The 23,552-nt window shown below is 71.1% G+C and carries 28 protein-coding genes and 1 pseudogene; 18 read left to right on the top strand and 11 right to left on the bottom strand.

Annotated elements, in window-relative coordinates:
• Positions 1-137: 137 nt before the first annotated feature.
• Both ABXJ52_RS02920 and ABXJ52_RS02915 read right to left on the bottom strand, forming a co-directional pair.
• Positions 138-494, bottom strand: a complete 357-nt coding sequence (locus ABXJ52_RS02920) for a DUF779 domain-containing protein (RefSeq protein WP_367038954.1) — start codon at positions 492-494, stop codon at positions 138-140.
• A gap of 91 nt (positions 495-585) precedes the next feature.
• A complete protein-coding gene (locus ABXJ52_RS02915; RefSeq protein WP_367038953.1) occupies positions 586-1,002 on the bottom strand; it encodes an ATP-binding protein in 417 nt (138 codons plus the stop codon).
• A gap of 204 nt (positions 1,003-1,206) precedes the next feature.
• Here ABXJ52_RS02915 and ABXJ52_RS02910 point away from each other — a divergent pair, with 204 nt between their 5' ends.
• Complete coding sequence (locus ABXJ52_RS02910; protein WP_367038952.1) at positions 1,207-1,917, top strand: TetR/AcrR family transcriptional regulator; 711 nt, start codon at positions 1,207-1,209, stop codon at positions 1,915-1,917.
• 62 nt (positions 1,918-1,979) lie between these two features.
• The gene (locus ABXJ52_RS02905) at positions 1,980-3,116 is read left to right on the top strand and encodes an NAD(P)/FAD-dependent oxidoreductase (RefSeq protein WP_367038951.1); all 1,137 of its coding nucleotides are present in this window, start codon (positions 1,980-1,982) and stop codon (positions 3,114-3,116) included.
• 11 nt (positions 3,117-3,127) lie between these two features.
• On the opposite strand, the gene ABXJ52_RS02900 is transcribed toward ABXJ52_RS02905, so the two are convergent.
• Together ABXJ52_RS02900 and ABXJ52_RS02895 are read right to left on the bottom strand one after the other, a co-directional pair.
• Positions 3,128-3,913, bottom strand: a complete 786-nt coding sequence (locus tag ABXJ52_RS02900; protein ID WP_367038950.1) for an SAM-dependent methyltransferase — start codon at positions 3,911-3,913, stop codon at positions 3,128-3,130.
• 114 nt (positions 3,914-4,027) lie between these two features.
• Positions 4,028-4,879 carry a LysR family transcriptional regulator gene (locus ABXJ52_RS02895; protein WP_367038949.1) on the bottom strand — a complete coding sequence of 284 codons (852 nt, stop codon included), beginning with the start codon at positions 4,877-4,879 and terminating at the stop codon, positions 4,028-4,030.
• A gap of 222 nt (positions 4,880-5,101) precedes the next feature.
• Here ABXJ52_RS02895 and ABXJ52_RS02890 point away from each other — a divergent pair, with 222 nt between their 5' ends.
• The 8 genes from ABXJ52_RS02890 (at position 5,102) to ABXJ52_RS02855 (ending at position 10,280) form a co-directional block, all read left to right on the top strand.
• Positions 5,102-5,905, top strand: a complete 804-nt coding sequence (locus ABXJ52_RS02890; RefSeq protein WP_367048773.1) for an EamA family transporter — start codon at positions 5,102-5,104, stop codon at positions 5,903-5,905.
• Between the two features lie 210 nt (positions 5,906-6,115).
• Entirely contained in the window at positions 6,116-7,096 is a 981-nt protein-coding gene (locus ABXJ52_RS02885; protein ID WP_367048771.1) for a DMT family transporter, read from the top strand.
• Entirely contained in the window at positions 7,089-7,307 is a 219-nt protein-coding gene (locus ABXJ52_RS02880; protein WP_367038948.1) for a hypothetical protein, read from the top strand. Before ABXJ52_RS02885 ends, ABXJ52_RS02880 begins: the two co-directional genes overlap by 8 nt.
• 136 nt (positions 7,308-7,443) lie before the next feature.
• Complete coding sequence (locus ABXJ52_RS02875) at positions 7,444-7,947, top strand: methylated-DNA--[protein]-cysteine S-methyltransferase (protein WP_367038947.1); 504 nt, start codon at positions 7,444-7,446, stop codon at positions 7,945-7,947.
• A 38-nt stretch (positions 7,948-7,985) separates the two neighbouring features.
• Positions 7,986-8,720, top strand: a complete 735-nt coding sequence (locus ABXJ52_RS02870; RefSeq protein WP_367038946.1) for a 2OG-Fe(II) oxygenase — start codon at positions 7,986-7,988, stop codon at positions 8,718-8,720.
• Positions 8,717-9,058: an Ada metal-binding domain-containing protein gene (locus ABXJ52_RS02865; RefSeq protein ID WP_367038945.1), complete on the top strand. Its 342-nt coding sequence runs from the start codon at positions 8,717-8,719 to the stop codon at positions 9,056-9,058. Before ABXJ52_RS02870 ends, ABXJ52_RS02865 begins: the two co-directional genes overlap by 4 nt.
• On the top strand, positions 9,055-9,618 hold the full coding sequence (locus tag ABXJ52_RS02860; RefSeq protein WP_367038944.1) for a hypothetical protein: 564 nt from the start codon (positions 9,055-9,057) through the stop codon (positions 9,616-9,618). The genes ABXJ52_RS02865 and ABXJ52_RS02860 overlap by 4 nt, the downstream gene beginning before the upstream one ends.
• On the top strand, positions 9,615-10,280 hold the full coding sequence (locus ABXJ52_RS02855; protein ID WP_367038943.1) for an alpha-ketoglutarate-dependent dioxygenase AlkB: 666 nt from the start codon (positions 9,615-9,617) through the stop codon (positions 10,278-10,280). The genes ABXJ52_RS02860 and ABXJ52_RS02855 overlap by 4 nt, the downstream gene beginning before the upstream one ends.
• Positions 10,281-10,290: 10 nt before the next feature.
• Here ABXJ52_RS02855 and ABXJ52_RS02850 read toward each other — a convergent pair whose 3' ends face one another.
• Both ABXJ52_RS02850 and ABXJ52_RS02845 read right to left on the bottom strand, forming a co-directional pair.
• Positions 10,291-10,911: an L-threonylcarbamoyladenylate synthase gene (locus ABXJ52_RS02850; protein ID WP_367038942.1), complete on the bottom strand. Its 621-nt coding sequence runs from the start codon at positions 10,909-10,911 to the stop codon at positions 10,291-10,293.
• A 92-nt stretch (positions 10,912-11,003) separates the two neighbouring features.
• A complete protein-coding gene (locus ABXJ52_RS02845) occupies positions 11,004-11,762 on the bottom strand; it encodes a PP2C family serine/threonine-protein phosphatase (RefSeq protein WP_367038941.1) in 759 nt (252 codons plus the stop codon).
• Positions 11,763-12,052: 290 nt separating this feature from the next.
• On the opposite strand from ABXJ52_RS02845, the gene ABXJ52_RS02840 reads away from it, so the two are divergent.
• Both ABXJ52_RS02840 and ABXJ52_RS02835 read left to right on the top strand, forming a co-directional pair.
• Positions 12,053-12,922, top strand: a complete 870-nt coding sequence (locus ABXJ52_RS02840; protein ID WP_367038940.1) for an AraC family transcriptional regulator — start codon at positions 12,053-12,055, stop codon at positions 12,920-12,922.
• 69 nt (positions 12,923-12,991) lie between these two features.
• Positions 12,992-13,663: pseudogene (locus tag ABXJ52_RS02835) on the top strand (dioxygenase); the annotation flags it as partial.
• A 33-nt stretch (positions 13,664-13,696) separates the two neighbouring features.
• On the opposite strand, the gene ABXJ52_RS02830 reads toward ABXJ52_RS02835, so the two are convergent.
• Positions 13,697-14,419: a TIGR04222 domain-containing membrane protein gene (locus ABXJ52_RS02830; RefSeq protein WP_367048769.1), complete on the bottom strand. Its 723-nt coding sequence runs from the start codon at positions 14,417-14,419 to the stop codon at positions 13,697-13,699.
• A gap of 9 nt (positions 14,420-14,428) precedes the next feature.
• Between ABXJ52_RS02830 and ABXJ52_RS02825 the strand changes: the two genes are divergently transcribed.
• From ABXJ52_RS02825 to ABXJ52_RS02810, 4 genes are all read left to right on the top strand, one after another.
• The gene (locus tag ABXJ52_RS02825) at positions 14,429-14,995 is read left to right on the top strand and encodes a hypothetical protein (RefSeq protein ID WP_367038939.1); all 567 of its coding nucleotides are present in this window, start codon (positions 14,429-14,431) and stop codon (positions 14,993-14,995) included.
• A gap of 132 nt (positions 14,996-15,127) precedes the next feature.
• Complete coding sequence (locus tag ABXJ52_RS02820; protein WP_367038938.1) at positions 15,128-16,111, top strand: helix-turn-helix domain-containing protein; 984 nt, start codon at positions 15,128-15,130, stop codon at positions 16,109-16,111.
• 188 nt (positions 16,112-16,299) lie between these two features.
• The gene (locus tag ABXJ52_RS02815) at positions 16,300-16,980 is read left to right on the top strand and encodes a peptidoglycan-binding domain-containing protein (RefSeq protein ID WP_367038937.1); all 681 of its coding nucleotides are present in this window, start codon (positions 16,300-16,302) and stop codon (positions 16,978-16,980) included.
• Between the two features lie 67 nt (positions 16,981-17,047).
• A complete protein-coding gene (locus tag ABXJ52_RS02810; RefSeq protein WP_367038936.1) occupies positions 17,048-17,758 on the top strand; it encodes a C39 family peptidase in 711 nt (236 codons plus the stop codon).
• A 272-nt stretch (positions 17,759-18,030) separates the two neighbouring features.
• Here ABXJ52_RS02810 and ABXJ52_RS02805 read toward each other — a convergent pair whose 3' ends face one another.
• Positions 18,031-18,603 (bottom strand): sigma-70 family RNA polymerase sigma factor, encoded by a 573-nt coding sequence (locus ABXJ52_RS02805; RefSeq protein WP_367038935.1) that lies wholly within the window; start codon positions 18,601-18,603, stop codon positions 18,031-18,033.
• A 154-nt stretch (positions 18,604-18,757) separates the two neighbouring features.
• Here ABXJ52_RS02805 and ABXJ52_RS02800 point away from each other — a divergent pair, with 154 nt between their 5' ends.
• The gene (locus ABXJ52_RS02800; protein ID WP_367038934.1) at positions 18,758-19,816 is read left to right on the top strand and encodes a MerR family transcriptional regulator; all 1,059 of its coding nucleotides are present in this window, start codon (positions 18,758-18,760) and stop codon (positions 19,814-19,816) included.
• A 7-nt stretch (positions 19,817-19,823) separates the two neighbouring features.
• On the opposite strand, the gene ABXJ52_RS02795 is transcribed toward ABXJ52_RS02800, so the two are convergent.
• Genes ABXJ52_RS02795 through ABXJ52_RS02785 form a run of 3 tightly spaced genes read right to left on the bottom strand, consistent with a single transcriptional unit; the run spans position 19,824 to position 21,850 of the window.
• Complete coding sequence (locus ABXJ52_RS02795; RefSeq protein ID WP_367038933.1) at positions 19,824-20,870, bottom strand: iron-containing redox enzyme family protein; 1,047 nt, start codon at positions 20,868-20,870, stop codon at positions 19,824-19,826.
• Complete coding sequence (locus tag ABXJ52_RS02790; RefSeq protein WP_367038932.1) at positions 20,860-21,186, bottom strand: CDGSH iron-sulfur domain-containing protein; 327 nt, start codon at positions 21,184-21,186, stop codon at positions 20,860-20,862. Before ABXJ52_RS02790 ends, ABXJ52_RS02795 begins: the two co-directional genes overlap by 11 nt.
• A complete protein-coding gene (locus ABXJ52_RS02785) occupies positions 21,170-21,850 on the bottom strand; it encodes a HemK2/MTQ2 family protein methyltransferase (protein WP_367038931.1) in 681 nt (226 codons plus the stop codon). Before ABXJ52_RS02785 ends, ABXJ52_RS02790 begins: the two co-directional genes overlap by 17 nt.
• Before the next feature lie 368 nt (positions 21,851-22,218).
• Here ABXJ52_RS02785 and ABXJ52_RS02780 point away from each other — a divergent pair, with 368 nt between their 5' ends.
• Positions 22,219-23,523, top strand: a complete 1,305-nt coding sequence (locus tag ABXJ52_RS02780) for an ATP-grasp domain-containing protein (RefSeq protein ID WP_367038930.1) — start codon at positions 22,219-22,221, stop codon at positions 23,521-23,523.
• The last annotated feature ends 29 nt before the right edge of the window (positions 23,524-23,552 follow it).

The raw sequence follows: 23,552 nt of genomic DNA, 5'->3' as shown, positions 1-23,552 counted from the left end.
AACCGTCCCACGATGTGCTTGTGCGGTGATGCCACCCGTAGCCCCCTGAAGTCCTTCTGGCCGTCCAACCGCCCCAGTCTGAGGGTCGGTCAGAAAGTGCACCAGAGGGCAGCGCCGGATGGGTGCAGGGCAGGTGGCTAGGTGCCGACCAGTCGGGAACGGATGAGGAAACGCACGCCTTCCGGGGCCTCGAGGGAGAAGCCGCTGCCCCGGCCGGGCACCACGTCCACGATCAGCCGAGTGTGGCTCCACACGTCGTACTGACTCCTCGACATCCAGAAGGTGACCGGTTCCGCCACTCCCTCCACGGTCAGCGACGCCAGGCGTACGTCGGAATCACCGGTGCGGAACTCACCCTCCGGGTAGCACATGGGCGCACTGCCGTCGCAGCATCCACCGGACTGATGGAACATCAGGGGGCCGTGGACATCGCGCAACCGACGCACCAGATCGGCGGCGGCAGGGGTCAGCTCCACGCGCGGAGTATCGGTCATGGACCCATGCAACCGCGGGCGAGGTTGCGAGGACGTTGCGGTCCCGGGGCGCGACCCACCGGGCCGTCCGGTGAACTCCGCCCGAACGGCCCTAGGCGAGCACCGCCCGAACGGCCTTGCCGCGTCGGCCGCTGCCGACGACCTCGAGGCGCGCGGAGAGATGACGCACCATGGCCAGACCCCGTCCGCTGTCCCGGTCGGTACTCGGCTTGAGCACGCGCGGGCCGACGGGGCTCGCGTCGTGGACCTCGACGGTCACCTTGTCACCGGAGACCTCGAGGCGCAGCCGGCAGGGACTGCGGCCGTGCTGGGTGGCGTTGGCGACGAGTTCGGACACGATCAGCGTGGCATCGTCCACCCGCTCTGCATCCACTTCTGTCAGGTGCCGACGAGGCCGGGTGAGGAACGCGGAGGTCAACTTCCGCGCCTGGCCGGCCGAAGCGGCTTCCTGCGGCAGTGCGTACTCAACGCGGGCGACGTGCCGATGGGCGCGCTTGTGCGCACGCATGGCGACTCACTCCCCTCCCCTGGGACAACCGGCTGCTCGCGACGGTTTCCGCTCACCGGGGCCGCGGCATGTCTTGCGCGGCCGATCCTGCCCCTCGGTGATGCCCGCCCACGCTGATCGTCAATCGAGCTCCTGGGAGTACGTCTGGACGAACATGTTCGCCCCGAACGTGCTCGTAACGAACATGTTCGTTACCCTGGTCGTATGACAGCTCATTCCTCAGCCCGTCCTCCAGCCCCGCGCAGCCGCCGTGAGCGCCCGGCGAAGCCCGCCCTGACCCGGGCGGGGATCGTGGCCGCCGCGGTGGAGATCATGCGCGCGGAGGGCCTGGGCAAGGTGACCATGCGTCGGCTCGCCCAGGAGCTCGACACCGGGCCCGCCTCCTTGTACGTGTACGTCCGCAACACCGCCGAGCTGCACGCGGCGGTCCTGGACGAGCTCCTCGGGGTGGTGGAGCCGCCGCCGGTTGGAGGCGACTGGAAGGAGCGCCTGGAGGGCGTCCTCACCTCCTACACCGCGGTGCTCTTCCGCCACCGAGGCCTCGCGAAGGCCGCGCTGGTGGCCCGGCCCCGGGGTGAGCACTATCTGCGCCTCATCGAGACCCTGCTCGCCCTGCTCGACGAGGGCGGGGTCCCGCCCGGCCAGGCCGCATGGGGTGTCGACCTGCTGCTGCAGTACGCCACCGCGACCGCCGCCGAGCACTCCCCGGCCGATCAGGCCGACGGCGCCCAGGAGGAGTGGGACGCGCTCGCCGGAGCCCTGCGGGACGCGTCGGACAGGACGCACCCCCACGTCGCCCGGCTCGCCGGCGAGCTCGTGTCCGGCCGGCCGGAGGAACGGATCTCCTGGGGCTTCCGGGCGCTGATCAACGGCATCCTCGGCACGCCTGTCCCCGTTGACGGCGCCCGCAGCTGAGCCCTTCCGCGGCCAGGAGCGACAGCACGACCACTATCCGCACGCGCCCAAGGAGCACCACCATGACCACACACCACCCCATAGCCATCGTCGGCGCGGGCCTCGGAGGCCTCACTCTCGCCCGCGTCCTGCACGTCAACGGCATCGATGCCGCCCTGTACGACCTGGAAGCCTCACCGGCGGCCCGCGGCCAGGGCGGCATGCTCGACATCCACGAGGAGTCCGGGCAGGCCGCCCTCCGCGCCGCCGGTCTGTACGAGGAGTTCCGCGCGCTCATCCACCCGGGTGGCGAGGCCATGCGCGTCCTCGACAAGGACGCCGTGGTCCGCATGGAGGAGGCGGACGACGGCGACGGCGGCCGCCCCGAGGTCGATCGCGGCCACCTGCGTGACCTGCTGCTCGGTTCGCTGCCCGACGGCGCCGTGCACTGGGGCGCGAAGATCACCGGCGCGCGTGCGCTCGGTGGCGGCCGCCACGAGGTGACCCTCGCCGACGGCTCCGCCTTCACCACCGACCTGCTGATCGGGGCGGACGGCGCCTGGTCCCGCATCCGCCCGCTGGTCTCGGACGCCACGCCCGCCTATACCGGCATCTCCTTCGTCGAGGTGGACCTCGTCGACGCCGACGTACGCCACCCGGACAGCGCCGCGGTCGTGGGCGGCGGGATGTTCTTCGCGCTCGGCGAGGACAAGGGCTTCCTCGCCCACCGTGAGCCCGACGGCAGCCTGCACGTCTACACCGCTCTCAGGGCCCCCGAGGACTGGATCTCGACCATCGACTTCACCGCCGACGACACGGGTCTCGCCAAGGCGGCCGTACTGGAGCACTTCGCCGACTGGGACAAGAGCCTCCAGGCGCTGGTCGCCGACGCCGACGGCCCCCTGGTCCCCCGCAGGATCCACGCGCTGCCGATCGGCCACCGCTGGGACCGCGTCCCGGGTGTCACGCTGCTCGGCGACGCGGCGCACCTCATGTCCCCCTTCGCGGGGGAGGGCGCCAACCTCGCCATGCTCGACGGAGCCGAACTCGCGGCGGCCATCGCGGCACACCCCCAAGACGCGGAAGCGGCACTGGCCTCCTATGAGGAGGCGCTGTTCCCGCGCAGCGAGAAGACCGCCGCCGAGTCCGCCGACGGTCTCGTCCGCTGTTTCCACCAGGACGCCCCGCAGGGCCTGCTCGACCTGTTCGCCGGCGACTAGTGCCCCGCCCGTCAGCGGACGCGTGCCACCGCCGCGTAGATTCCGCTGGCCTCGGCCACCGGCCGTGCGTCACCCCTGAACCACTCCGTGGCCGTCACCAGGCCGGGGTCGACGAGGTCGAGTCCCTCGAAGAAGCGGCTCACCTCCGCGCGGGTCCGGAAGCCGAGCTTGATGCCGCCCTTCGCGTACTCGGCGGTGACCTGCTCGGCCAGCTCCGGGAAGATGTCGGACGAGGCGTGCGAGAGCACCAGATGGCTGCCGGACGGCAGCGCGTCCACCAGCGTGCTCACGATGCCGTACGGGTCCTGGTCGTCCGGCAGGAAGTGCATGAGCGCGATGAGGGAGAGGGCGATCGGACGGTCGAAGTCGAGGAGGCCGCGGGCGTGCTCGAGTATCTCCAGCGGCTCGCGGACATCCGCCTGGATGTAGTCGGTCACCCCCTCGGGGTGGCTGACCAGCAGGGCCTCCGCGTGGCGCAGCACGATGGGGTCGTTGTCGGTGTAGACGACCCGCGCCGCCGGCACCGTCTCCTGGACGATCTGGTGCAGGTTCGGGGCGGTGGGGATGCCGGTGCCGATGTCGAGGAACTGGTCCACGCCCTGGGTCGCGAGCCAGGCGGTCGCGCGGTTCATGAACGCGCGGTTCTGCCGCGCCGCGTCCTTCGCCTCGGGCGGCAGCTTCTCGCCCACGGCCTCGTCGACGGGGTAGTTGTCCTTGCCGCCGAGCAACCAGTCGTAGACACGCGCGGGATGCGGCTTGCTGGTGTCGATCGTCGGCTGGGGCTCACCTGCGGTCATGACGTACTCCGTTGCTGCTGAGAGACGCTTGGATCGCCGCAGTCTGCCACAGCAACATCACCTGAGGCAGCGGGTTGTTGACACTGTTGTGCGAGGCGGCGGTGTCCGGTGGGCTCACTTGCGGTAGAGGTCCGTCAGGAGCGCCACGGCGGCGTGCGTCATCGGATGTGGGTCGTGGCGGCGCCAGATGAGATGGACGGCGATGGGGTCGGCGTCGCGCAGCGGGCGGAACACGACGCCGTCGCGGCGGTACTGGTTGGCGGTGCTCTCCGGCGTGAGGCCGACACAGCGCCCCGACGCGATGATGGCCAGCCAGTCGTCGATGTCCTGGGTGTACTCCACCGGGGGGCGGGCCTCCTCGGGCCACAGCTCGGCGGTGGTGGTGCCCGTGCGCCGGTCGATGAGGAGCGTCCGGTCCCGTACGTCGGCCAGGGGAACGGAGCGCCGCTTGGCCCACGGGTCGTCACTCGCCAGGGCGCAGAAGCGGCGCTCGTGACCGACGACGGCACTGGCGAAGCGGGTCTCGTCGAAGGCGGTGCGGACGACGGCGAGGTCGCACAGGCCCTCGGCGAGGCCGCCGGTCGCGGAGTTCGTCCGGATCAGGTACAGCTCCACGTCGGGGTGTCCGGCTGCCCAGCGGCGCTGGAACTCCGCCGTGTGCCGGCCCATCGCCGACCAGGCGTGGCCGATGCGCAGCCGGGTGTGTCCGGTGGTCGCCTCGCGCATGAGGTCGTCGGCCTCCGCGAGCAGGTGCCGGGCCCGTGCGAGCACCTGGACTCCCGCGGTGGTGGGCGTGATGCTCCGGCTGGTGCGGTGCAGCAGGCGCACCCCGAGCACCGCTTCGAGTCCGCCGAGGGTGCGGGAGACGGCCGCTTGGGAGACACCCAACTCGGCGGCGGCATCGGTGAAGCCACCGGAGTCGACGATGGCGACCAGGCAGCGCAGATGCCGCAGTTCCAGATCCATGGCCTCAGTGTAGGGACGGCTGGAGGGCACGGATAACCAAAGCGTATGGATGACCAGAGCGTATGGATGGGACCTCGCATGCATTTCTCGCATGCGGGCGAGTGGCGCATCCTGCGATGCATGCGAACGTCCCAGAGCCGAACCGTGCCCGCCGAAGTTCAGGGATCCCCGACGCATGCCGGTGACCCGGACCGGAGTTGGCGAGGTGGCCGCCTCCCGGGCATGGTGATGATGTTCGGCAGTGGTCTGTCCAACCAGGTCGGCGCCGCCACGGGCGCCCTGGCGTTCGGCGTCATCGGTCCCGCCGGCGTCGTGGCCGTACGGCAATGGGTCGCCGGAGCCGTGCTGCTGGCCGTGGGCAGGCCCAAGGTGCGCGCCTTCACCTGGCGCCAGTGGTGGCCGCTGCTGTGTTTGGCGGCGGTCTTCGCCACCATGAACCTCTCGCTGTACACCGCGATCGACCGCGTGGGCCTCGGCCTCGCGGTGACCCTGGAGTTCCTGGGCCCGCTGACGGTCGCGCTGGCCGCCTCCCGCCGTGCGGTGGACCTCGGCTGCGCGGTCGTGGCGGGGGCCGCGGTGGTCGCGCTGGCCCGCCCGCAACCCAGCACGGACTACGCCGGCATCGCGCTCGGTCTGCTCGCCGCGGCCTGCTGGGCCTCGTACATCCTGCTGAACCGTACGGTCGGAGCCCGTATCCCGGGCGTCGAGGGCTCGGCCGCCGCCGCGGGAGTCTCCGGGCTCCTCTATCTGCCGGTCGGCATCGTCGTGTTCGCCCACCACACGCCGACGCCCACCGCCCTGGCCTGCGCTGCCGCTGCGGGGATCCTCTCCTCCGCGGTCCCGTTCCTGGCCGACCTGCTCGCCCTGCGCCGGGTCGACGCCCGCTTCTTCGGGATCTTCATGAGCGTCAACCCCGTCCTCGCGGCCCTGGTGGGCATGGTCGTCCTGGGGCAGTCCCTGGACTGGGTGGAGTGGCTGGCCATCGCCGCCATCGTGACGGCGAACGGGGTCAGCGTCCTGAAGTAGTCCATCGTCCTGAGGTGGTTCATCGCGGATGTAGCTGAGCTTAAAGAAGCTTCAAAACCTTTTGCTTGTCCTTTCAGGTCGGCGGCGGCATCGTTCACTGACGACGGCCCGAGGACCACAGTGCGGCGCACCAGGCGCACTTGGCGCACCAGGTGAGCAAGGAGAGCAACAGTGAACGGCGTCCCCGGAAGAACGTGGGCAGCGGCAAGGGTGGGCGTACTCGCCCTTCTCTGGGGATCGACCTTCTTGTGGATCGAACTGGCCCTGGACGGCCTGTCTCCCGCGCAGGTGACCCTCGTGCGCTGCGCACTCGGGGCGGCGACCTTGACGGTCCTGCTCCTCCTCACGCGCAACCGTCTCCCACGGGGCCGCGCGATGTGGAAACACATCTTCATCGCGGCCTTCTTCTGCAACGCCCTGCCCTTCGGGCTCTTCAGCGTCGGGCAGCAGACGGTGGACTCCGGGGTGGCGGGGGCGCTGAACGCGACGACGCCGCTGTGGTCCGTCCTGATCGGCCTCGCCATCGGCACGGAACGAGGGCTGCGACCGGTGCGCCTCGCCGGGCTCCTCGTCGGTTTCGCGGGTACGTCGCTGATCTTCGCCCCGTGGGAGCAGTCAGGGATGACGAGTTGGGGCGCCCTCGCGATCGTGGGTGCGGCGGCGAGTTACGCCGTCGGCTTCGCGTACATGGGTCACCACCTGGTCGGGAAGGGCGTGCCCACGCTGTCCCTCTCCGCCGCCCAGCTCATGGCGGCGACGGTCCTGACGGCGCCGGCCCTGCCGGCCGGCGGAGCGCAGCCGCTCCAGGTCACCCCCACGACCCTGATCGCCATCGCCGTCCTGGGAATCTTCGCCACAGGCGTCACTTTCCACCTCACCTACCGGATCATCGCGGACGAGGGCGCGACCAACGCGGCGACGGTCGGATACCTCCTGCCGGTGGTGTCGGTGGCGCTGGGCGCCATCGTCCTCGACGAGGCCTTCAGCTTCCGGGTCGCCGCGGGGATGGCGGTCGTACTCATCGGGGTGAGCATGACGCGCCGCCAGAAGCGGACCTCGGCCGCACTGCCGGAGCGAACCCCGTCCGTACAGCCGAAGCGAACCCCGTCCGCACCGCCGAAGGAGACCCCGGCCGCCTCGACACGTCCGGCTGGCGCGGGACTTAGGTGGGTAGATTCCCCGCATGACTGACACCGTGGACGCCGACGAACTACTCCGCCGCATCCAGCGAGCCCGGACCTGGGCCCAGCAGGAGGAGCGGCACTGGAAGGCAGAGTCCGAAAGCCCCGAGAAGGAGGACCCGAACGAGGCCCTGAAAGCGGAGATCTTCGCTTCAGCGTACGAGGCGGTCCGAAAGGTCCTGGACGAGGTCATCGAGCCGGGGGTCAATGATCGGGGCTAGGGCACCACGGCGTCCCGGTGGGTGAGGCGCGGGCAGTCGCGGTACGTCAGCGCGGTGTCCGATTTCCGCCAGCATCCCTGCTCTCGCCCCCGCACTGTTGGGGGTGGAAGTAGAGCAAGGAGAGGGAGGTCATCCCATGACCGTCTACACCACCGTCCCCAGCCCGCTCGGGCAGCTGCTGCTTGTGGGTGTGCCTACGGCGGGCGGGGTCTCGCTGGCGTCGCTGTCCATGCCCGGCCAGCGGAACGCGCCTGTCGTGCAGGGGAGTTGGGCCCACGACCCCGGCCGGTTCTCCGGCATCGAACGACAGCTGGCCGCCTATTTTGGTGGTGAACTCAGATCGTTCGACGTCGAGTTCACTCCGAGCGGCACCGACTTCCAGCGGCGCGTGTGGAGCGGCCTGGAGGAGATCCCGTACGGCACGACCACCACCTACGGCGAGCTCGCGGCGCACCTCGGCGTGGATCGCGGGCGGGTCCAGGCCCTCGGTGCCGCGATCGGCGCGAACCCGCTGCTCCTCGTGCGCCCGTGCCACCGCGTGGTCGGCGCCGACGGCTCCCTGCGCGGCTACGCGGGCGGCGTGGAGCGCAAGGTGCACCTCCTCACCCACGAGGGCGCCCTGCAACCCACCCTCGTCTGACCCGCACGCCCACGCACCCCCACGAAGGACCCGTCATCATGATCGACACCGCGCACCCGGCGGACACCCGCGTCGGCGCACGCGTCGCAGCGGGCGACTGGGACGCGATCGCCGCCGAGCTCGACGAGCACGGCCACGCCCTCACCGGTCGGCTTCTGACCCCCGAAGCCTGCCGCGACATCGCAGCCCTGTACGACGAGACCGACCGCTTCCGCGCCACCATCGACATGGCCCGCTACCGCTTCGGCTCCGGCCAGTACCGCTACTTCACCCACGAACTCCCCGATGTCGTACGGGATGTGCGCGAGGCGTTCTACCCCCTGCTGCTGCCCATCGCCCGCGACTGGGCCGCCAAACTCGACAAGCCCGCCCCCTGGCCCGACAGCCTGGGGGAGTGGCTGGAGATGTGTCACGCGGCCGGGCAGGCCAAGTCCGCGCAGATCCTGCTGCGTTACGGACCCGGCGACTGGAACGCCCTGCACCGCGACGTCTTCGGAGACATGCTCTTCCCGCTCCAGGTCGTCATCGGGCTCGACGTCCCGGGAGCCGACTTCACCGGCGGCGAGTTCATCATGACCGAGCAGCGTCCCCGCGCCCAGTCACGCGGCTCGTCCACCACCCTGCCGCAAGGCCACGGGCTGATCTTCACCACCCGTGACCGGCCCGTGGCGTCCAAGCGCGGCTGGTCGACCGGGCCGATGCGGCACGGCGTGAGCACCGTCCGCTCCGGGCGCCGGTACACGCTCGGCCTGGTCTTCCACGACGCGGCGTGACCCACTCCGGGACGCCCTCCGAGCCCTCCGCCGTGGCCCTCTCCCGGGCCGGGGAGCCGCGCCGCCCGCGTACGTACCTGTTGTGCGGCCCGGACGGAATGCCGTACCCGAGTGGAACGCCGGGCACGCTCGGTGGGCACCGCCGCGGACGTCTGTACGGCCGCCTCGACTGCCCCTCCGCGCTGCGGGCCGTCGCCCGCGGCCCCTACGCCGTCCACCGGGTGTTCTTCGCCGACGAGGCCACCGCGGTCGCGGCCGGATACCGCCCCTGTGCGGTCTGCCTCCCCGCTCATTACGCTCGATGGAAAGCAGACGCAGAAAGAACCCGCACAGCATGAGCCTCCTGAAGGAGCGGGAATCCTCCCGCTCGCCCCTCATCGGCCCCGCCGAGCAGTCCGCCCACGCCGGCATGCCCGCCCCCGCCGCCCACACCGAAGTCGAACTCGACGCTCTCATTGGCCTGTTGACGTTCCCGAAGGCCCGCATCGAGACCGTCACCCTCGGCCACAGCCGCGACACGGCGTCCCGCGCCGCCGCCGAAGCCCTCGCCGCCGCATGGACGGAACGCGGCGGCACGGTCCTCTCCACGGTGAGCTGGCCGGAGACCGCCGCGTCCTGGCTGCGCCCCGCGCACCGGCTGACCGCGGAGATCCCCGACGCCTGGGTGATGGCGGCGGCGCCCCTCGGCTTCGCCCAGCTGGCCCGCCGCCTGCGCCACTCCACCGACTGGGGCCCGGCCCGCACCTACGCGTTCGCCTCCCTCCAGGACTCCCGCGTCCCCGCACTCGCCGGGGACGACGTCCTTGACGGCCTGCGCGGCGTCACCGCCGACGGCGGCACCTGGGACGTACACCACCGCTGGGTCACCACCCGTCAGCCCGCGGAGGAGACCTCGTGAACGCCCTGATCCCCCGTCCCATCAGGGAGATCGCCCCCGGCGCCGTACACGTGCCGGAGTGGCTCACCCTCGACCAGCAGCGCGAACTCGTCACGGCGTGCCGGGAGTGGGCCACGGGGCCGGTGCCGATCCGCCATACCGAGCTTCCGCGCGGTGGCGTCATGTCCGTGCGGACGGTGTGCGTGGGCTGGCACTGGCAGCCCTACCGGTACACGCGCACCGCCGGTGACGTGAACGGCCGCCGGGTCGCCGCTTTCCCGGAGTGGATGGCCGACCTCGGCCGCCGCGCTCTCACGACGGCCTACGGCGACGGGGACCCGGCGGCCGCGGCCGACTACACCCCGGACACGGCGCTGATCAACTTCTATGACGGGCAGGCCAAGATGGGCATGCACCAGGACAAGGACGAACGGTCGTCCGCCCCGGTGGTCTCCCTGTCCATCGGCGACACCTGCGTCTTCCGCGTGGGCAACACGGACACCCGTACCAAGCCCTACACCGACGTCGAGCTGGCCTCCGGTGACCTGTTCGTCTTCGGCGGCCCCTCGCGTTACATCTTCCACGGCGTGCCCAAGGTCCACGAAGGCACCGCGGACCCCGCGACCGGCCTGACAACGGGCCGCCTGAACATCACCATGCGGGTCACCGGCCTCACCGACTGACCCCTGGCGACTACTCGAACCGCGAGGTGTCGCCCGCCCCTCGGCGCACGATCTCCGCCTCGCCGCCGGAGAAGTCGATGACCGTGGTCGGGCTCGTGCCGCAGTCTCCCGAGTCGACCACGGCGTCCACCACGTGGTCGAGACGCTCCTTGATCTCCCAGCCCTGGGTCAGCGGCTCCTCCTCGTCCGGCAGGAGCAGGGTGCTGGAGAGCAGCGGCTCACCGAGCTCGGTGAGCAGGGCCTGCGTGACGACGTGGTCGGGGATCCGGACGCCGACCGTCTTCTTCTTCGGGTGCAGGAGCTGGCGCGGCACCTCCTTCGTCGCGGGCAGGATGAAGGTGTAGCTGCCCGGGGTGGCCGCCTTGATCGCACGGAACACGTCGTTGTCGACGTGCACGAACTGACCGAGCTGCGCGAAGTTCTCGCACACCAGGGTGAAGTGGTGGCGATCGTCGAGGTTCCGGATCTTCCGGATCCGGTCGAGGCCGTCGCGGTTGCCCAGCTGGCAGCCGAGGGCGAAACAGGAGTCCGTCGGATACGCGATCAACGCACCGGAGCGGATGCTGTCGGCCACGGTGCTGATGCTCCGCTGCTGGGGATTCTCGGGGTGCACGTCAAAATACTTCGCCATTCGCCGAGCCTACGGGATCGCAACAGCGGACTCCGGTTTCCCACCGGGCGCAGCGAAACCACCCGGGGCCGGTCTTCAGACCCCCTTCGGGGTCAGTCGTCGTCGACGACCGTGATCAGCGCGAGCGTGATGTTGTCGGGGCCGCCGGCCTCGATCGCGGCCTTCCACAGTTCGAAGACCGCACGGCCGCCGTCGTGGGCCGCGAGGATCTCGCCGAGGGTGTCCTCTGGCACGGGGTCGGTCAGGCCGTCGCTGCACACCAGGAAGCGTTCGCCCCCGATCAGCGGCAGGGTGCTGACGTGCGGTGTGATCGCGCTGAACCGAAGCGCGCCGCCGAGCGCCTGCGTGACGATCGACGTGGTGCGCCTGCCGGGCGCGGGCGGCGGGCTGTCGTCGACGCTCACCTGGCGGAGAGTGCCGTCCGCGCCGCGGCGGCTCACGTCGAGCACTCTGCTGTCGCCGACGTTGAACACCAGCAGTTCCTTCCCGAGGAGCACGACACCGGCGACCGTCGTTCCCATGGTCGTCAGCTCCGGATCCCGCTCGGCCGCCGCGTACACGGCGTGGTTGCAGGCGTTCAGCGCGTCATGGACGGCTTGCTCGCTGTCCAGCGAGTGCCCGATCGTCGCCAGCTGCCGTACGACGAGACCGCTGGCGACCTCGCCGCCGGGCTGACCTCCGATGCCGTCGGCGACCGCGACGACGAGGGGGTTGCCGAGCGGGAACCCCAGGGTCTGCGGGTTCTCGGTCATCGTCCCGCACAGCGTCCATGGGCCGACGGCAAGGCTGTCCTCGTTGTGGTCGCGTACGAGTCCGGGGTGGCTCAGCGCGGTGACTGTTATGTACGGCATCCGTGGGCCGCCTCTCCGCAACGGCGGGCGTGTTCCGCACCACCATTGTCACGCCGGGAGCCGCTCCCGGCTCAGCGGCGGACCATGGCCGCCCTCTGCCCCGCCGGTGGGCCCGCGTGCCATGGTGAGGGAGTCAGCTGGTCTGGACCAGCCTCCCGGTCATGGTGAGGAGCGTACGCATGCGGGGCACGACGGTACTTCCCGGCGAGGGGAACAGTGGCTTACCCGGCGACGGCAGCAGCGGATCGCCCGGCGATCCGGGCATGCCGACGCATCGCCTGGAAGTTCCCATGCCCAACACGCTGCCCTTCGCCATCGGCACCTTCGACACCATCGGGCCCATGTCGCGTGCGCCGTTCCCGCACCGGCACACCTTCCACGAGATCGTCCACGTCACCGGCGGCACCGGCGGGCACGTGGTCGATCTGGCCCACTTCCCGCTGCGTCCGCCGAACCTGTGCTTCATCGCCCCCGGACAGGTCCACCACTGGGAGAACGTCACCGGTCTCGAAGGGAGCGTCATCCTCTTCACCGACGACTTCCTCCTGGACCACCCCGCGGACCGCCGCGCACTGCGAGAACTCGGGCCACGCTCGTGGCTCGAACTCCACGACGAAGCGGCCGAACGGACCGCGCGCCTCGTCGCCGACCTCGACGGTGAATACCGTGCGGGGGCCGACGGGTTCGAGAGCGTGCTGCGGGCCCTGCTGCACGTCCTCGTGGTGCGGGCGGCGCGGATGCCCGCACGCCGGCCGACGTCGGCCGCGCCCTCGCCGCGCACGCGACCCGGCTCGGTCGCCGCGGAGTTCGTGACGCTGCTCGGCACTCTGGAAGGCTGTGTGCAGACCGTGCGCGCGTGCGCGCAGCACTTGGGTGTCTCCGAGAGCTACCTCAGCGACGCGGTGAAGACGACCACCGGCCGCACGCCCGGCGAACTGATCCGGCAGGCACGGGTGCACGAGGCCAAACGTCTGCTCCTGCGCACGGAGTTGTCGGTCCGTCAGGTCGCGGGGCGCGTCGGCTTCGCGGACCCCGCCTACTTCTGCCGGTTCTTCCGCCGCGAGACCGGCGCGAGCCCCGGCGACTTCCGGCGCGGCGGTGGCGATATTCACCACGACCACCGACTTGAGTCCATCGCCCGCGCACGCCCCCGCGCATAGCTTCGAAGCCGATCCGGAACCCACCCCACCCCACCCCACCCCACCCCCACCCCCCCTTCAGGAGGAGCGATGGAGCGCGAGATCGGCACCGGGGCAAACAGGCCGAAGCAAACCGGCGACAGCGGTCCCAGCCGCAAGACCGTCCTGAGAGCGGCCGCCGCCGTGAGCATGTCCCTGCCCGTCGCCTTCATGGGAGTCCCTGCACTGGCGCGGACCGCAGGCGAGCGGGGCGTGGTGCCCGAGGCGACCCCGGCCTGCGACGACGGCGACGACCCGACGCCACCGCAGATGGAGGGTCCGTACTTCAAACCCAACTCGCCCCGGCGCACCTCGCTCCTGCAGCCCGGCACACCGGGCACACGGCTCACCGTCACCGGCTACGTCTTCGGACGCGCCTGCCGGCCGATACCCCGGGTCCTGATGGACTTCTGGCAGGCCGACACCTACGGGACGTACGACAACACGGGCTTCCGCTTCCGAGGGCACCAATTCACCGACGCCAACGGCGCGTTCAGGCTCACCACGATCGTGCCCGGCCTCTATCCGGGCCGCACCCGGCACCTGCACGTCAAGGTGCAGGCCCCGGGACGCCCGGTTCTCACGACCCAGTTGTACTTCCCCGGTGAGCCGCGCAACAACACGGACCCGATCTTCGACGCCCGGCTGCTCATGGACGTACGTACCGTCGGAAACGCGAAGGAGGCCGACTTCGACTTCGTCCTGAACGTGCCCCAGCAGCCCTGACCACACGCCGGTCGAGGGCGGGGGCACGCCTCATTCGCCCCCGCCCCCGCCGCCTCCTCCGCAGCCGGAGCCCGAGTCGGCGTGATCGGAGTCCGAGCCGTGCTCAAGGGCTTTGGCCATGCGGATCATGGCCCGGCCCAGGCCGGACGGAACCAGCTGCGCCTCCATGACGCCGCGCCGTACCGTCCCCTTCGGGAGGACCTCGGGGCCGCCGCACACGTACGCCGGGAGGCCAGCGTCCTGCTCCGCCGCCCGGAGCCGCTGCCTGCCGGCCCGGGTCAGCTGATGCCTGGTCCTGGTCACCAGGCCCCAGTCGGCGAGCCGGTCACCGATCTGCGTCACTTCGGGGGACTCCTGCAGATCCGCGCACACGGACGCCGTGCTGCGGCCGTGCGGGCACGCCGTGACCAGGGCGAGCTCGACCGGGTGCGCGGCCAACTCGCCGTGCACCGCGCGGATCCGGGAAGCCCTGAGCCTGACCAGTTCGCGCTCGGCCAGCGCGATCACCGCGCACTCCACCACCCGCCGCGGCCCGCCCGCCAGATACGCGACCTCGTACACGCCAAGGGCCCGCCGCGCCCCCGCCTTCGTCGTGGCCCGCCTCAAGTACATCCGCATGCCCACACCCCCTCCGGACACCCCGTCTTTCGGCTGTGGTGCCCGACGGCGACAGCGCACATCCGTCGCCCGCGCGGTTTCAGAGCAAAACTTGAGGGTGGCGGCCCCATTGGTGCCGTCAGGTCCCGCGGTCATCATGTCCGCATGCGGGATGACGACGATGTCGATGCTGCCGCCGCGAACGGCGAGATCCTTTGGCGCGCCGCGGACCGGGACGGGCACCTGCGGCGCCGGATACCGAGCGCCGCGGTCACGGTCGGGGCGGGGCTCGCTCTCGGTGGCCTGCTGCTCGCCGCCGACGAACACGTCGGCGCCGCCGTGGTCATGGGCTGCCTGCTGCTCGTCGCGCTGCCTGTGGGCGTCCATTGGGTGCGCGACAGCCGCGCCGTCGTCGAGGTGCGTATGGTCCCCGGCGAGCGGGTCGCCTTGAGACTGCGCAGGGCCGTCGGGCGGGCGGTGGAGATCCCGGCGGCCTCGGTCAGCCGGGTGCACCTGGTGGTCACGCCGTTTCAGGAGCCCGACAGTCCTGGCGACGGGTCGGCCGTCCTGCACCTCCACATCCGTCAAGGCCGCCGCTTGCGTTGCCGCTTCACGGGCATGGACGGTCGGGCGCACGCACGCTTTCAGCAGGCATGGAGCACGGTGTGCCCCGCCGCGTCCTTCACGACAGCGGTACGGACCTGGCCGCTGCCTTCCGGGGACTACGACTGACGAGGAGTACGCAGTCATGTGGCCCCACGAGAGCGCCGGCGACCGCGGGCGTCTTGACAGCAACTGCCTTGCGACGTTCGCCTGGAGGCCTGCCGCAAGGGGGCGAAGGGACACACGGGGGAGAGGTGGGCCATGTTGCGGGTGTACTTCACGGCCGAGGACCTGGCGCGGGTGCGGGTGGCCTCGGGTCCTGACTTCCTCTGGGAGATCAGCAACAGCGTACAGACGCTGCAACGGCGCGACGGGGCCAGGGTGTTCGGCGAGTGGCGGCGCTGGGCGAGACCGCGTCTCTCGGAGAGCTGCCGACTCCTTTCGCCGCTCCTGCCGCCGCACGGCTGCTCCCCGGACTTCCTCACCCCCACCCACGGCGCGGGCGAAACGCTGCACGCCGCGGTCGACACCCTCGTACGCACCCCGCTGCCGCGGCTGCGCACCGACCTGTCACGGGTGGCCGCGTCCCGTCGGCTGCCGGGCTGGACGGAGTCGCTGGCGCGAGGCGACGCCGCCGCGCTGCGGAAGTTGGGGCGAGCACTTCACACGTATCACCTGGAGGCGCTCGCGCCGTTCTGGCCCCGCGTCCACGCGCAGATCGACGCCGACCGCATCATCCGCCTGCACAGCCTCCTCGACGGTGGAATCGAGGGGCTCCTAGCCGGGCTCGGTCCCCAACTGCGCTGGCGACCGCCGGTGTTGGAGGTCGACTACCCGGTGGATCAGGAGCTGCTTCTCGACGGGCGAGGGCTCACTCTGCAGCCCTCGTTCTTCTGCTGGCCCACGCCCGTCACGCTCGCCGACGGCGAACTGCCGCCCGTCCTGGTGTATCCCATAGACCACGCGAGGGACTGGACGCACGACCCCGCACCCGCCGGCCGTCCGGACGAGGGCGCCCTGGGGCCACTCATCGGGCACACGCGCGCGGCCGTCCTCAGAGCGGCCCGCACCGGCTCGTCCACCGTAGAGCTCGCCCGTCTCCTGGCGGTCACCCACCCGGCCATAAGCCAGCACGTCAAGGTGCTGCGCGCCGCGGGCCTGGTGACCACGGTCCGCAGGGCGGGGCGTTCGCTCCATGTCGCGACGGCGGAAGGGCGCGCGCTGCTGCGCAGCAGCGGGTCGTAAGTCTGGGCTTTCATTGATTGCCTCAGGCATGGGCATGCCAGGAGGCTGGCCGGGCTGTTGCCCACGCATCCCCCACCGCGTTGCGTCCCAACACCCCGCCCCGTGCGCGCCGTTCGACGCGCGTCCACGTGTGAACTCCCGCGCGCGGCAGGAGGGGGACGCATCGACGATCCGATGAAGGAGTGGCGTTGCGCACTACTCGTACCCTCACCCGCCGCGCGGCCGTGGCCACCTCGCTCGCCATCGCCGGCACCCTCTGCGCCGTTCCCGGCATGGCCCAGGCCTCCGCGCCGCCCACGGCCTCCGTGGCATCCTCCGGGCACGGCCTGAAGTGGTTCCAGGAGCGTCACGGCCTGCCACGAACCGGCTCGGTCGACAGGGCGACCGCCAGAGCCCTGCAGCAGGCCTCCGATGCCGAACTGCGCCGCACGTTCCGGACAGTCGCCGACCTCGGGCCCGAGGAACTCGCCAACGCGCGCACCGTCATCGGTGTCGGCAAGGGTGCGCAGATCCCGGAACAGGGCCTGGTCATCGCGCTGATGACCGCCATGCAGGAATCGAAGTTCGTCAACTACCTGACGCCGGTGGACCACGACTCCCTGGGCATCTTCCAGCAGCGGCCGAGCACCGGCTGGGGCACTCCCGAGCAGATCACCGACGTCGCCACCTCGTCGAAGTCCTTCTACGGGGTGGCTCCCTTCGGCAACAACCCGGGGCTCATCCAGATCGACGGCTGGCAGACCATGCCCCCGGGTGACGTCTGCCAGGCCGTCCAGGTCTCCGCCTACCCCGACCGCTATGCGCAGTGGGAACAGTTCGCCCGCGACCTGCTCGCCCAGGAAGGGCCCACGGTCCCGCCGATTCCCTGATCCCCGGCCGCTCTCCGTATCTCGCACCCCCGCCTCTCACCACCGTTCCCTCACCCCAGGAGCCCGTATGCGCAAGAGACTTGTCTCCACCGCGATCGCCGTGGCAGCGGTCGGCGCCCTCGTCACCCCGGCCGCCGCCCAGGCGGAGCCCGCCCACCCGCACAGCGTGTCCGTCCTCGGCCACGGCTCGAAAGCCGGCACCGCGGTCGTCAGCGGACAGAACGAGCCCGGCACCCGGCTGAGCATCGGCGGTGCCCGGACCAGGAGCGCACACACGCTCCCGGTCGACTACCAGGTCCAGGAGACCGGCTACTGGTGCGGGCCCGCCGCCACCCGCATCGCCCTGTCCGCAAGGATCGCCCCGCCGAGCCAGGGCGCGCTGGCCGCGCAGCTCGGCACCACCGAGGCGGGCACCGACCACATCAGCCAGGTGACCGGGGTGCTCAACGCCAACCTCGGCACCGGCTGGTACGAGACCAAGGAGATGCCGAACGACCCGCCCACGCAGGCGCAGAAGGACCTGCTGTGGAACGACATCGTCCTGGACATCGACAACAACTACCCGCTGGTGACCAACATCGTGGCCCCGCCCGGCAACCAGCCGCCCGGCTATCCGTCGGACCAGACGATCTACCACTACTTCACGGTCATCGGCTACGACGACGCGAATCGCACGGTCCTCATCGCCGACCCCGCCTCCTTCGGCGGCAACCAGATCTACTGGCTCTCCTTCGACCAGCTGGCCACCCTCATCCCGCCGAAGGGATACGCGGCCTGAGGGAGCCGTGAGCCGGGAGCCGGGAGCCGTGAGCCGGGTGCCGTGAGGTGCCGACCGTGGGTGGCGCCACCGACACATGCGCCACCCACAGCCCGCACGGTCGCCGTCTCGGGGGCGACGACGACAGCCTCAGCGGCACCGACTCCGCTGAGGCCGGCAGGATGCAGGGTCCGGGCGGACCTGCCGACCTCAGGCTCAATGACGGTCACCACGAGCCACTTCTTGCTTCGGTCGAAACAGCGCCCATGGATGCACCCGCGCCCGAGAATTTCTCAGCCGCCGTCCTGTACGTCCTCCAGGCGGAGCCGCAGACCACGCAAGCCGCGCCGGGCATGGCTCTTGACCGTGCCCAGCGGCCAGCCGGTGCGCTCGGCGATCTGCGGATGGCTCAGGTCCTCGTAGAACGCCAGGCGCAGCACCGTCCGCTGCGGCGCCGGCAGCCTCGCAAGCTCCTGCGTCATCAGCGTCCGGTCGAGCGCGAGGTCCATGCCCTCCTGGGCGCGGTGACGCATGGTGGCGTACTGCGCCCCCGCACCCTCGACGAGCGCCGCCCGTCGGGCGCGCGCATGGAGCGCGTCGGCGATCCTGTGCCGTGTGATCCCGGTCAACCACGCTGCCGGGCTGCCGAGTTCGGGGTGGTATCCCGCCCGGCAGCGCCACGCGGCGAGGAACACCTGCTGCGTGATGTCCTCCGCCTCACGACTGTCCCCGAGCGAGCGTTGGGCCAGGGCGTGCACCAGGGGCCCCCACCGGCGGTACACCGCCGCGAGGCTCGCCTCGTCCTCGTCCTCGTCCTCGGCGTCCGGGGCGGGGACTCGCGCCTGCTGTGGCGCCAGTGTGCTCATTGGCGTCCCGTCAACTCCTCCCGGCGATCGCGATCGCCGTACGACCGAACGGAAACGGGCAGCCTCGCCGTCACCGTCTCCGCGATCCGGTCATCCTTGGAACAGCCGCTCGCGCACGGCAACTTGGATCGTTCGTGCGTCGTATCGTGGCCGGATGAGCGAGGGGCGACGCCGCGGTCAGGGCAGCGATTCGACGGTCACCGGACTCACCACCGGCGCCCTGGCGCGGCGGCTCGGGGTGTCGCCGACGACGTTGCGGACCTGGGACCGCAGGTACGGACTCGGGCCTGCCCGGCGCGATCCCGGGCGCCATCGGCGCTGGTCCGAGCGTGACGTCGCCATGGTGGAGGAGATGGGTCGCCTGACCTCCTCGGGGGTACCCCCGGCCGAGGCGGCGCACGAGGCGCTCAAGCTGCTCGACCACGGCGGCGGTGCCGAACCCGGCGCCCAACAGCCCCGCCAGGACGCCCTGCCGCGTCAGCGTCAGCGACAGCCCGCGCGCCCCGCCCCGAAACAGCCGCCCGACACGTTCGTGCGCCGGCGACGCGGCCTCTCGCGCGCCGCTGTACGGCTCGACGCCCCCACCCTGCAGGACCTGCTGGCCGACGCGGTGGAGAGCCACAGTCTGGTCACCGCGTGGCAGGAGGTGATGGTGCCGACGCTGCACGCGGTGGGCCGTAAATGGGAGGAGGCCGGCGACCGTTACGTGGAGGTCGAGCATCTGCTCTCCTGGCACGTCTCCCGGACCCTGCACCGCTGTGCCACGGCCCCGACCGCTCCGACCGCTCCGGCCCAGCCGGGCGGCGCGTCCGCCGCCGAAGCGCCCCTCGTCCTGGCCTGCGTACCGGGTGAACAGCACTCACTCCCGCTGGAGGCGCTCAGCGCGGCGTTGGGTGAACTCGGCGTCCCACAACGCATGTTCGGGGCGGCCGTGCCGGTCGAAGCGGTCTCGGCAGCCGTGCGCAGAACGGGTCCGGCCGTCGTCGTGCTGTGGGCCCAGGCCCGCTCCACCGCGAGCGTCCCGCTGGCCCGGCACATCGCCGACACCCGGTGGGGGATGCGCGGCGCCCGCGGCCGCCCGGTGGTCATGCTCGCCGGGCCCGGGTGGGCGGGCCCCGCGGTGCGTGGCGCGCTGCGGCCCACCAGCCTGCGGGAGGCACTGACCCAGATCGGCAGAGTGCGCGGGGAGGCCGAGGCCGACCGGGGGAGGTGACCCCGCGTCAGCCTGCCGCCGCCAACGGCGCGCGCAGGGCGCTGCGTTCGTCGCGCCAGGCGGCCAGAAGCCGTGCGCCCAGGCGGTCCTCCAGGAAGCCCGTCGCCTCGATGCCGAAGACCACGTCGGCCTCGAGGCCGGGTTCGCTCGCGAGCAGGCCGCCGATCACGTCACGGCGCACCACCTGCTCATGAACGGCGTCGGCCTCCACATGCTCGTCGTAGAACCGCTCGGCCGCCTGCCCTGCGCCGCACCTGCGCATGGCCTTCGCCAGCCGCCGCGACCCCGGCGAGGAGGTCACCTCGACGGCGGCGAAGTGTCCGACCAGCGAGCCACGCAACGCCCGGTGCAGGCCGAGCAGGGACATCAGATTGACCGTCGCGAGCGCCTCGGCGGGAGCGGCGTCCAGGTAGTAGCCGTACGCCGTCTCCAACGAGAGGTCCGCCATGAGATCGGCGAAGAGCCGGGCGTGGATGTCCTCGGCGCGCCCGGCCCCGAACTCGTCGAACTCGATGGCCACCATGCCCGCCTTGGCACGGCCGTGCAGCCGGGGGATGACCCAGGCGTGCGGGTCGGCCTCCTTGAGGTGGTACAGCGAGCGCGCGGCCGCGTACTCCCTCAACTGCCACAGCTCGCCGTCGCGTTGGAGGTGGTGGCTGACACTGGCGTCGCTGTGACCGATGGGTTCCACCAGGAGGTCGGCCAGGGCGCGTTCGGCGCTGTCCGTGGAACGGCAGTTGGCGCGCAGGGCGTGGAGGAAGCGCCCTTCGAGCGCGCGGCGCAGACCAAGAAGCTCGGGATCCCATTCGAGGTCCTCGCGGACCCCGTCGAAGCCTTGGTAGTGCAGCTCGTACAGCGTGTAGAGAGCGAGCTGGAGGTCGTCCCCGTACGGGTCGGCGTCGTGCGTGTCGAGGGGCAGCGGACCGGAGCTCCCGCCGGAGCGCAGCGTGCTGATCACGAGGCGGGACAGCGGGCCGCGGGGCTCGGGCAGGTCGGGGCTCGTGTGGCGCGACTCGCGGACGCCGTCGGGGGCGACCTGGTTCTCAACGGACATCGGGTGCTTCCTCCCCCGTGGTGTTCTCGGCATCCTTGGTGTTGGTGTCGGTGTCGGTGTCGGTGTCGGTGGGCGACGAGGCGTTGTCCTCGGTCTTCACGCGGCGGCGATGACTGGTGTCGCACCACGGATAGGTCCGGCTGCGGCGGCACGTGCAGATCGCGGCCGTGAAGCGCCGGGAAGCGATCACGCTGCCGTCCTCCGCGACCACTTCGACGGGCCCCTCGACGAGCAGGGGGCCCTCGGGGTCGATCGTGACCCGGCGGGGCCGTGACTCCCGTGCGGTCGGTGGCGCGGGCTCAGGTGCGTTCGGCACGGATGACCACCAGTTCTTCCAAGTCCTCGTCCCCCAGGAGACCCTGACCGCGCAGGAATGCCAGGCGCGAGCGCAGGACAGGACCGAGCGGTATCAGGGCACGGTCGGCGACCGAGGTCTCCAGGCCTGCCTTCGACAGGCGCCGCAGCGTCTCGTCGGTTCCGCACAGAGCCGAGTGGACCATGAGCAACACGCCTCCGGGGCGCAGCACTTGCGGCGCCGCGTCACAGATCCTGTCGACCACCGCGCGGCCGTCGTGCCCGGCATCCCAGGCACGGGCCGCACCGCGCCGCGGCAGCCGGCCGGAGGGGGAGGGCACGTAGGGGGGATTGCTCGCCACGAAGTCGTAGGACCGACCCGGTACGGCGGCCGTGAGGTCGCCCCGCAGCACGGTGACGCGCTGCCGCGCCGCCAGCGCGTTGAGCCGGGCGGTCAGGACGGCCCGCCGGGCTATGTCCACCGCCGTCACCCGGGCGCCGAGCCGCGCCGCGTGAACGGCCAGCGCGCCACTGCCGGTGCCGAGGTCCAGTACGTCCGTGCCCGGCCCGATGTCCTCGCGGCAGAGGGCGCGGGCGAGGAGGCCCGTGTCGTCCTGCGGTGCGTAGACCCCGGGAAGGGTCAGCAGACGTCCCGGTGCCGCACCCGCTGTCGTATCGGCGATCATCACGCACCTCCGGTCGTTCTGGGGCCGGCCGGGCGGTTTCCCTCCTTGCTCCGCCCTCCCACCACCCTCCGCTGTTCCAGCGCCGCCCACCACTCGAGTGATGACGCACGGTGACATGCCGGGCCGACTGCGTGTCCCTCTGGCCTCATGGGTTCCTTTTGGTGCTCGGGGCTCGCTCCCGCGACTGTCGTCCGTCCCTGGTGCCCGACGAACCGTGAAACACACGTGCGGCGCCCGCCCGGCGTCGCCGGACACGGGAGCGGTGCCGATGCGGGAGAGGGGTGGTGATTGCGCCACTGTGCTGTGGGTACGCGGCCAGTCCTGCCACCCAGCAACACAGCTGTGGCACCCCACGACGAAAGGGCGCCATGCCGTACAACATCTTCGTGCTCGGCCTCGACGAGGCCAACCTGCCGACACTGCGAGCGGTGCCGAACGCACAGGACTACGTCTTTCACCCCCTGCTCACCGTCGACGAGCTGCAGAGCGGCGAGGTGTCGGTCCCCGCTCTGCTCACCAAGGCCGAACAGATCCTCGACGCGTTCGACGGCCACATCGACGCGATCGTCGGCTACTGGGACTTCCCCGTCAGCACGCTCATCCCGATTCTCGCCGAGCGGTATGGCACGCGCAGCACCAGTCTGGATTCCGTGGTCAAGTGCGAGCACAAGTACTGGAGCCGACTGGAGCAGCGGCGGGTCACCGACGCGCACCCGCCGTTCGGCCGGGTCGACATGGAAAGCGCCGATCCCAAGCCTCCCGAGGGCATGGACTTCCCGATGTGGCTCAAGCCGGCGCTGTCGTACTCGTCGGAACTGGCATACGGGGTCAAGGACCAGACCGAGTTCACGGAGGCGGCCGACCGCATCCGTGAGGGGATGGGGCGCATCGGGCGGCCCTTCGAGGACATCCTCGCCCGCGTCGAGCTGCCCCCGGAGATGGCCGACGTGGGCGGCCAGGTGTGCCTGGCCGAAGGCGCCCTGAGCGGCATCCAGGTCGCGATCGAGGGGTACGTCCACGAGGGCGAGGTCACCGTCTACGGCGTCCTCGACTCGATCCAGTACCCCGACTCGCCGTGCTTCCTGCGCCACCAGTACCCCTCCACTCTCCCCGAGCCCGTGCTCGAACGGCTCCGGGACGTGTCCGAGAAGGTCATGCGGCAGATCGGCATGGACGCGGCGACCTTCAGCATCGAGTACTTCTACGACCCGCGGACCGACTCGATCAACCTGCTCGAGATCAATCCCCGCCACTCCCAGTCGCACGCGGAGTTGTTCGAGTACGTCGACGGAGTGCCCAACCACCACTGCATGCTGAGCCTCGCGCTCGGCAAGGACCCCGAACTGCCGTTCCGCCAGGGCGAGTACAAGACGGCCGCCAAGTGGTACTACCGCTGGTTCGCCGACGCCACGGTCCACAACGTGCCCTCCCGCAAGGACATCGAGAGCATCGAGCGGCGTATCCCCGGCGTGCGCGTCGACGTGGTGGTCGAGGAGGGGCAGCGCCTGTCGGACGCGTCCGAACAGGACAGCTACAGCTACGAGCTGGCTCACATCTTCACGGGCGGGGAGAGCGAGGAGGACATACGGGCCAAGTACGACCAGTGCGTGGCCGCCCTGGGCCTCACCTTCGACGAGGCCGAACCGGGTGGTCGCGACACGAAGAACGACTGAACCGCGAACACCCTCCGCACCACGAAGGA

This window comes from Streptomyces sp. Je 1-332 (assembly GCF_040730185.1).
In the GTDB taxonomy this organism is placed as follows: domain Bacteria; phylum Actinomycetota; class Actinomycetes; order Streptomycetales; family Streptomycetaceae; genus Streptomyces.
Note: the sequence above shows the minus strand (reverse complement) of the source record. Positions and strands in the feature narration are given on the sequence as shown.

Bases quoted from the DNA above. Each gene is read 5' to 3' on its own strand.
- ABXJ52_RS02920 (WP_367038954.1), bottom strand. From the start codon at position 494: ATGACCGATACTCCGCGCGTGGAGCTGACCCCTGCCGCCGCCGATCTG.
- ABXJ52_RS02915 (WP_367038953.1), bottom strand. From the start codon at position 1,002: ATGCGTGCGCACAAGCGCGCCCATCGGCACGTCGCCCGCGTTGAGTAC.
- ABXJ52_RS02910 (WP_367038952.1), top strand. From the start codon at position 1,207: ATGACAGCTCATTCCTCAGCCCGTCCTCCAGCCCCGCGCAGCCGCCGT.
- ABXJ52_RS02905 (WP_367038951.1), top strand. From the start codon at position 1,980: ATGACCACACACCACCCCATAGCCATCGTCGGCGCGGGCCTCGGAGGC.
- ABXJ52_RS02900 (WP_367038950.1), bottom strand. From the start codon at position 3,913: ATGACCGCAGGTGAGCCCCAGCCGACGATCGACACCAGCAAGCCGCAT.
- ABXJ52_RS02895 (WP_367038949.1), bottom strand. From the start codon at position 4,879: ATGGATCTGGAACTGCGGCATCTGCGCTGCCTGGTCGCCATCGTCGAC.
- ABXJ52_RS02890 (WP_367048773.1), top strand. From the start codon at position 5,102: ATGGTGATGATGTTCGGCAGTGGTCTGTCCAACCAGGTCGGCGCCGCC.
- ABXJ52_RS02880 (WP_367038948.1), top strand. From the start codon at position 7,089: ATGACTGACACCGTGGACGCCGACGAACTACTCCGCCGCATCCAGCGA.
- ABXJ52_RS02875 (WP_367038947.1), top strand. From the start codon at position 7,444: ATGACCGTCTACACCACCGTCCCCAGCCCGCTCGGGCAGCTGCTGCTT.
- ABXJ52_RS02870 (WP_367038946.1), top strand. From the start codon at position 7,986: ATGATCGACACCGCGCACCCGGCGGACACCCGCGTCGGCGCACGCGTC.
- ABXJ52_RS02860 (WP_367038944.1), top strand. From the start codon at position 9,055: ATGAGCCTCCTGAAGGAGCGGGAATCCTCCCGCTCGCCCCTCATCGGC.
- ABXJ52_RS02850 (WP_367038942.1), bottom strand. From the start codon at position 10,911: ATGGCGAAGTATTTTGACGTGCACCCCGAGAATCCCCAGCAGCGGAGC.
- ABXJ52_RS02845 (WP_367038941.1), bottom strand. From the start codon at position 11,762: ATGCCGTACATAACAGTCACCGCGCTGAGCCACCCCGGACTCGTACGC.
- ABXJ52_RS02840 (WP_367038940.1), top strand. From the start codon at position 12,053: ATGCCCAACACGCTGCCCTTCGCCATCGGCACCTTCGACACCATCGGG.
- ABXJ52_RS02830 (WP_367048769.1), bottom strand. From the start codon at position 14,419: ATGACCGCGGGACCTGACGGCACCAATGGGGCCGCCACCCTCAAGTTT.
- ABXJ52_RS02825 (WP_367038939.1), top strand. From the start codon at position 14,429: ATGCGGGATGACGACGATGTCGATGCTGCCGCCGCGAACGGCGAGATC.
- ABXJ52_RS02820 (WP_367038938.1), top strand. From the start codon at position 15,128: ATGTTGCGGGTGTACTTCACGGCCGAGGACCTGGCGCGGGTGCGGGTG.
- ABXJ52_RS02810 (WP_367038936.1), top strand. From the start codon at position 17,048: ATGCGCAAGAGACTTGTCTCCACCGCGATCGCCGTGGCAGCGGTCGGC.
- ABXJ52_RS02805 (WP_367038935.1), bottom strand. From the start codon at position 18,603: ATGAGCACACTGGCGCCACAGCAGGCGCGAGTCCCCGCCCCGGACGCC.
- ABXJ52_RS02800 (WP_367038934.1), top strand. From the start codon at position 18,758: ATGAGCGAGGGGCGACGCCGCGGTCAGGGCAGCGATTCGACGGTCACC.
- ABXJ52_RS02795 (WP_367038933.1), bottom strand. From the start codon at position 20,870: ATGTCCGTTGAGAACCAGGTCGCCCCCGACGGCGTCCGCGAGTCGCGC.
- ABXJ52_RS02785 (WP_367038931.1), bottom strand. From the start codon at position 21,850: ATGATCGCCGATACGACAGCGGGTGCGGCACCGGGACGTCTGCTGACC.
- ABXJ52_RS02780 (WP_367038930.1), top strand. From the start codon at position 22,219: ATGCCGTACAACATCTTCGTGCTCGGCCTCGACGAGGCCAACCTGCCG.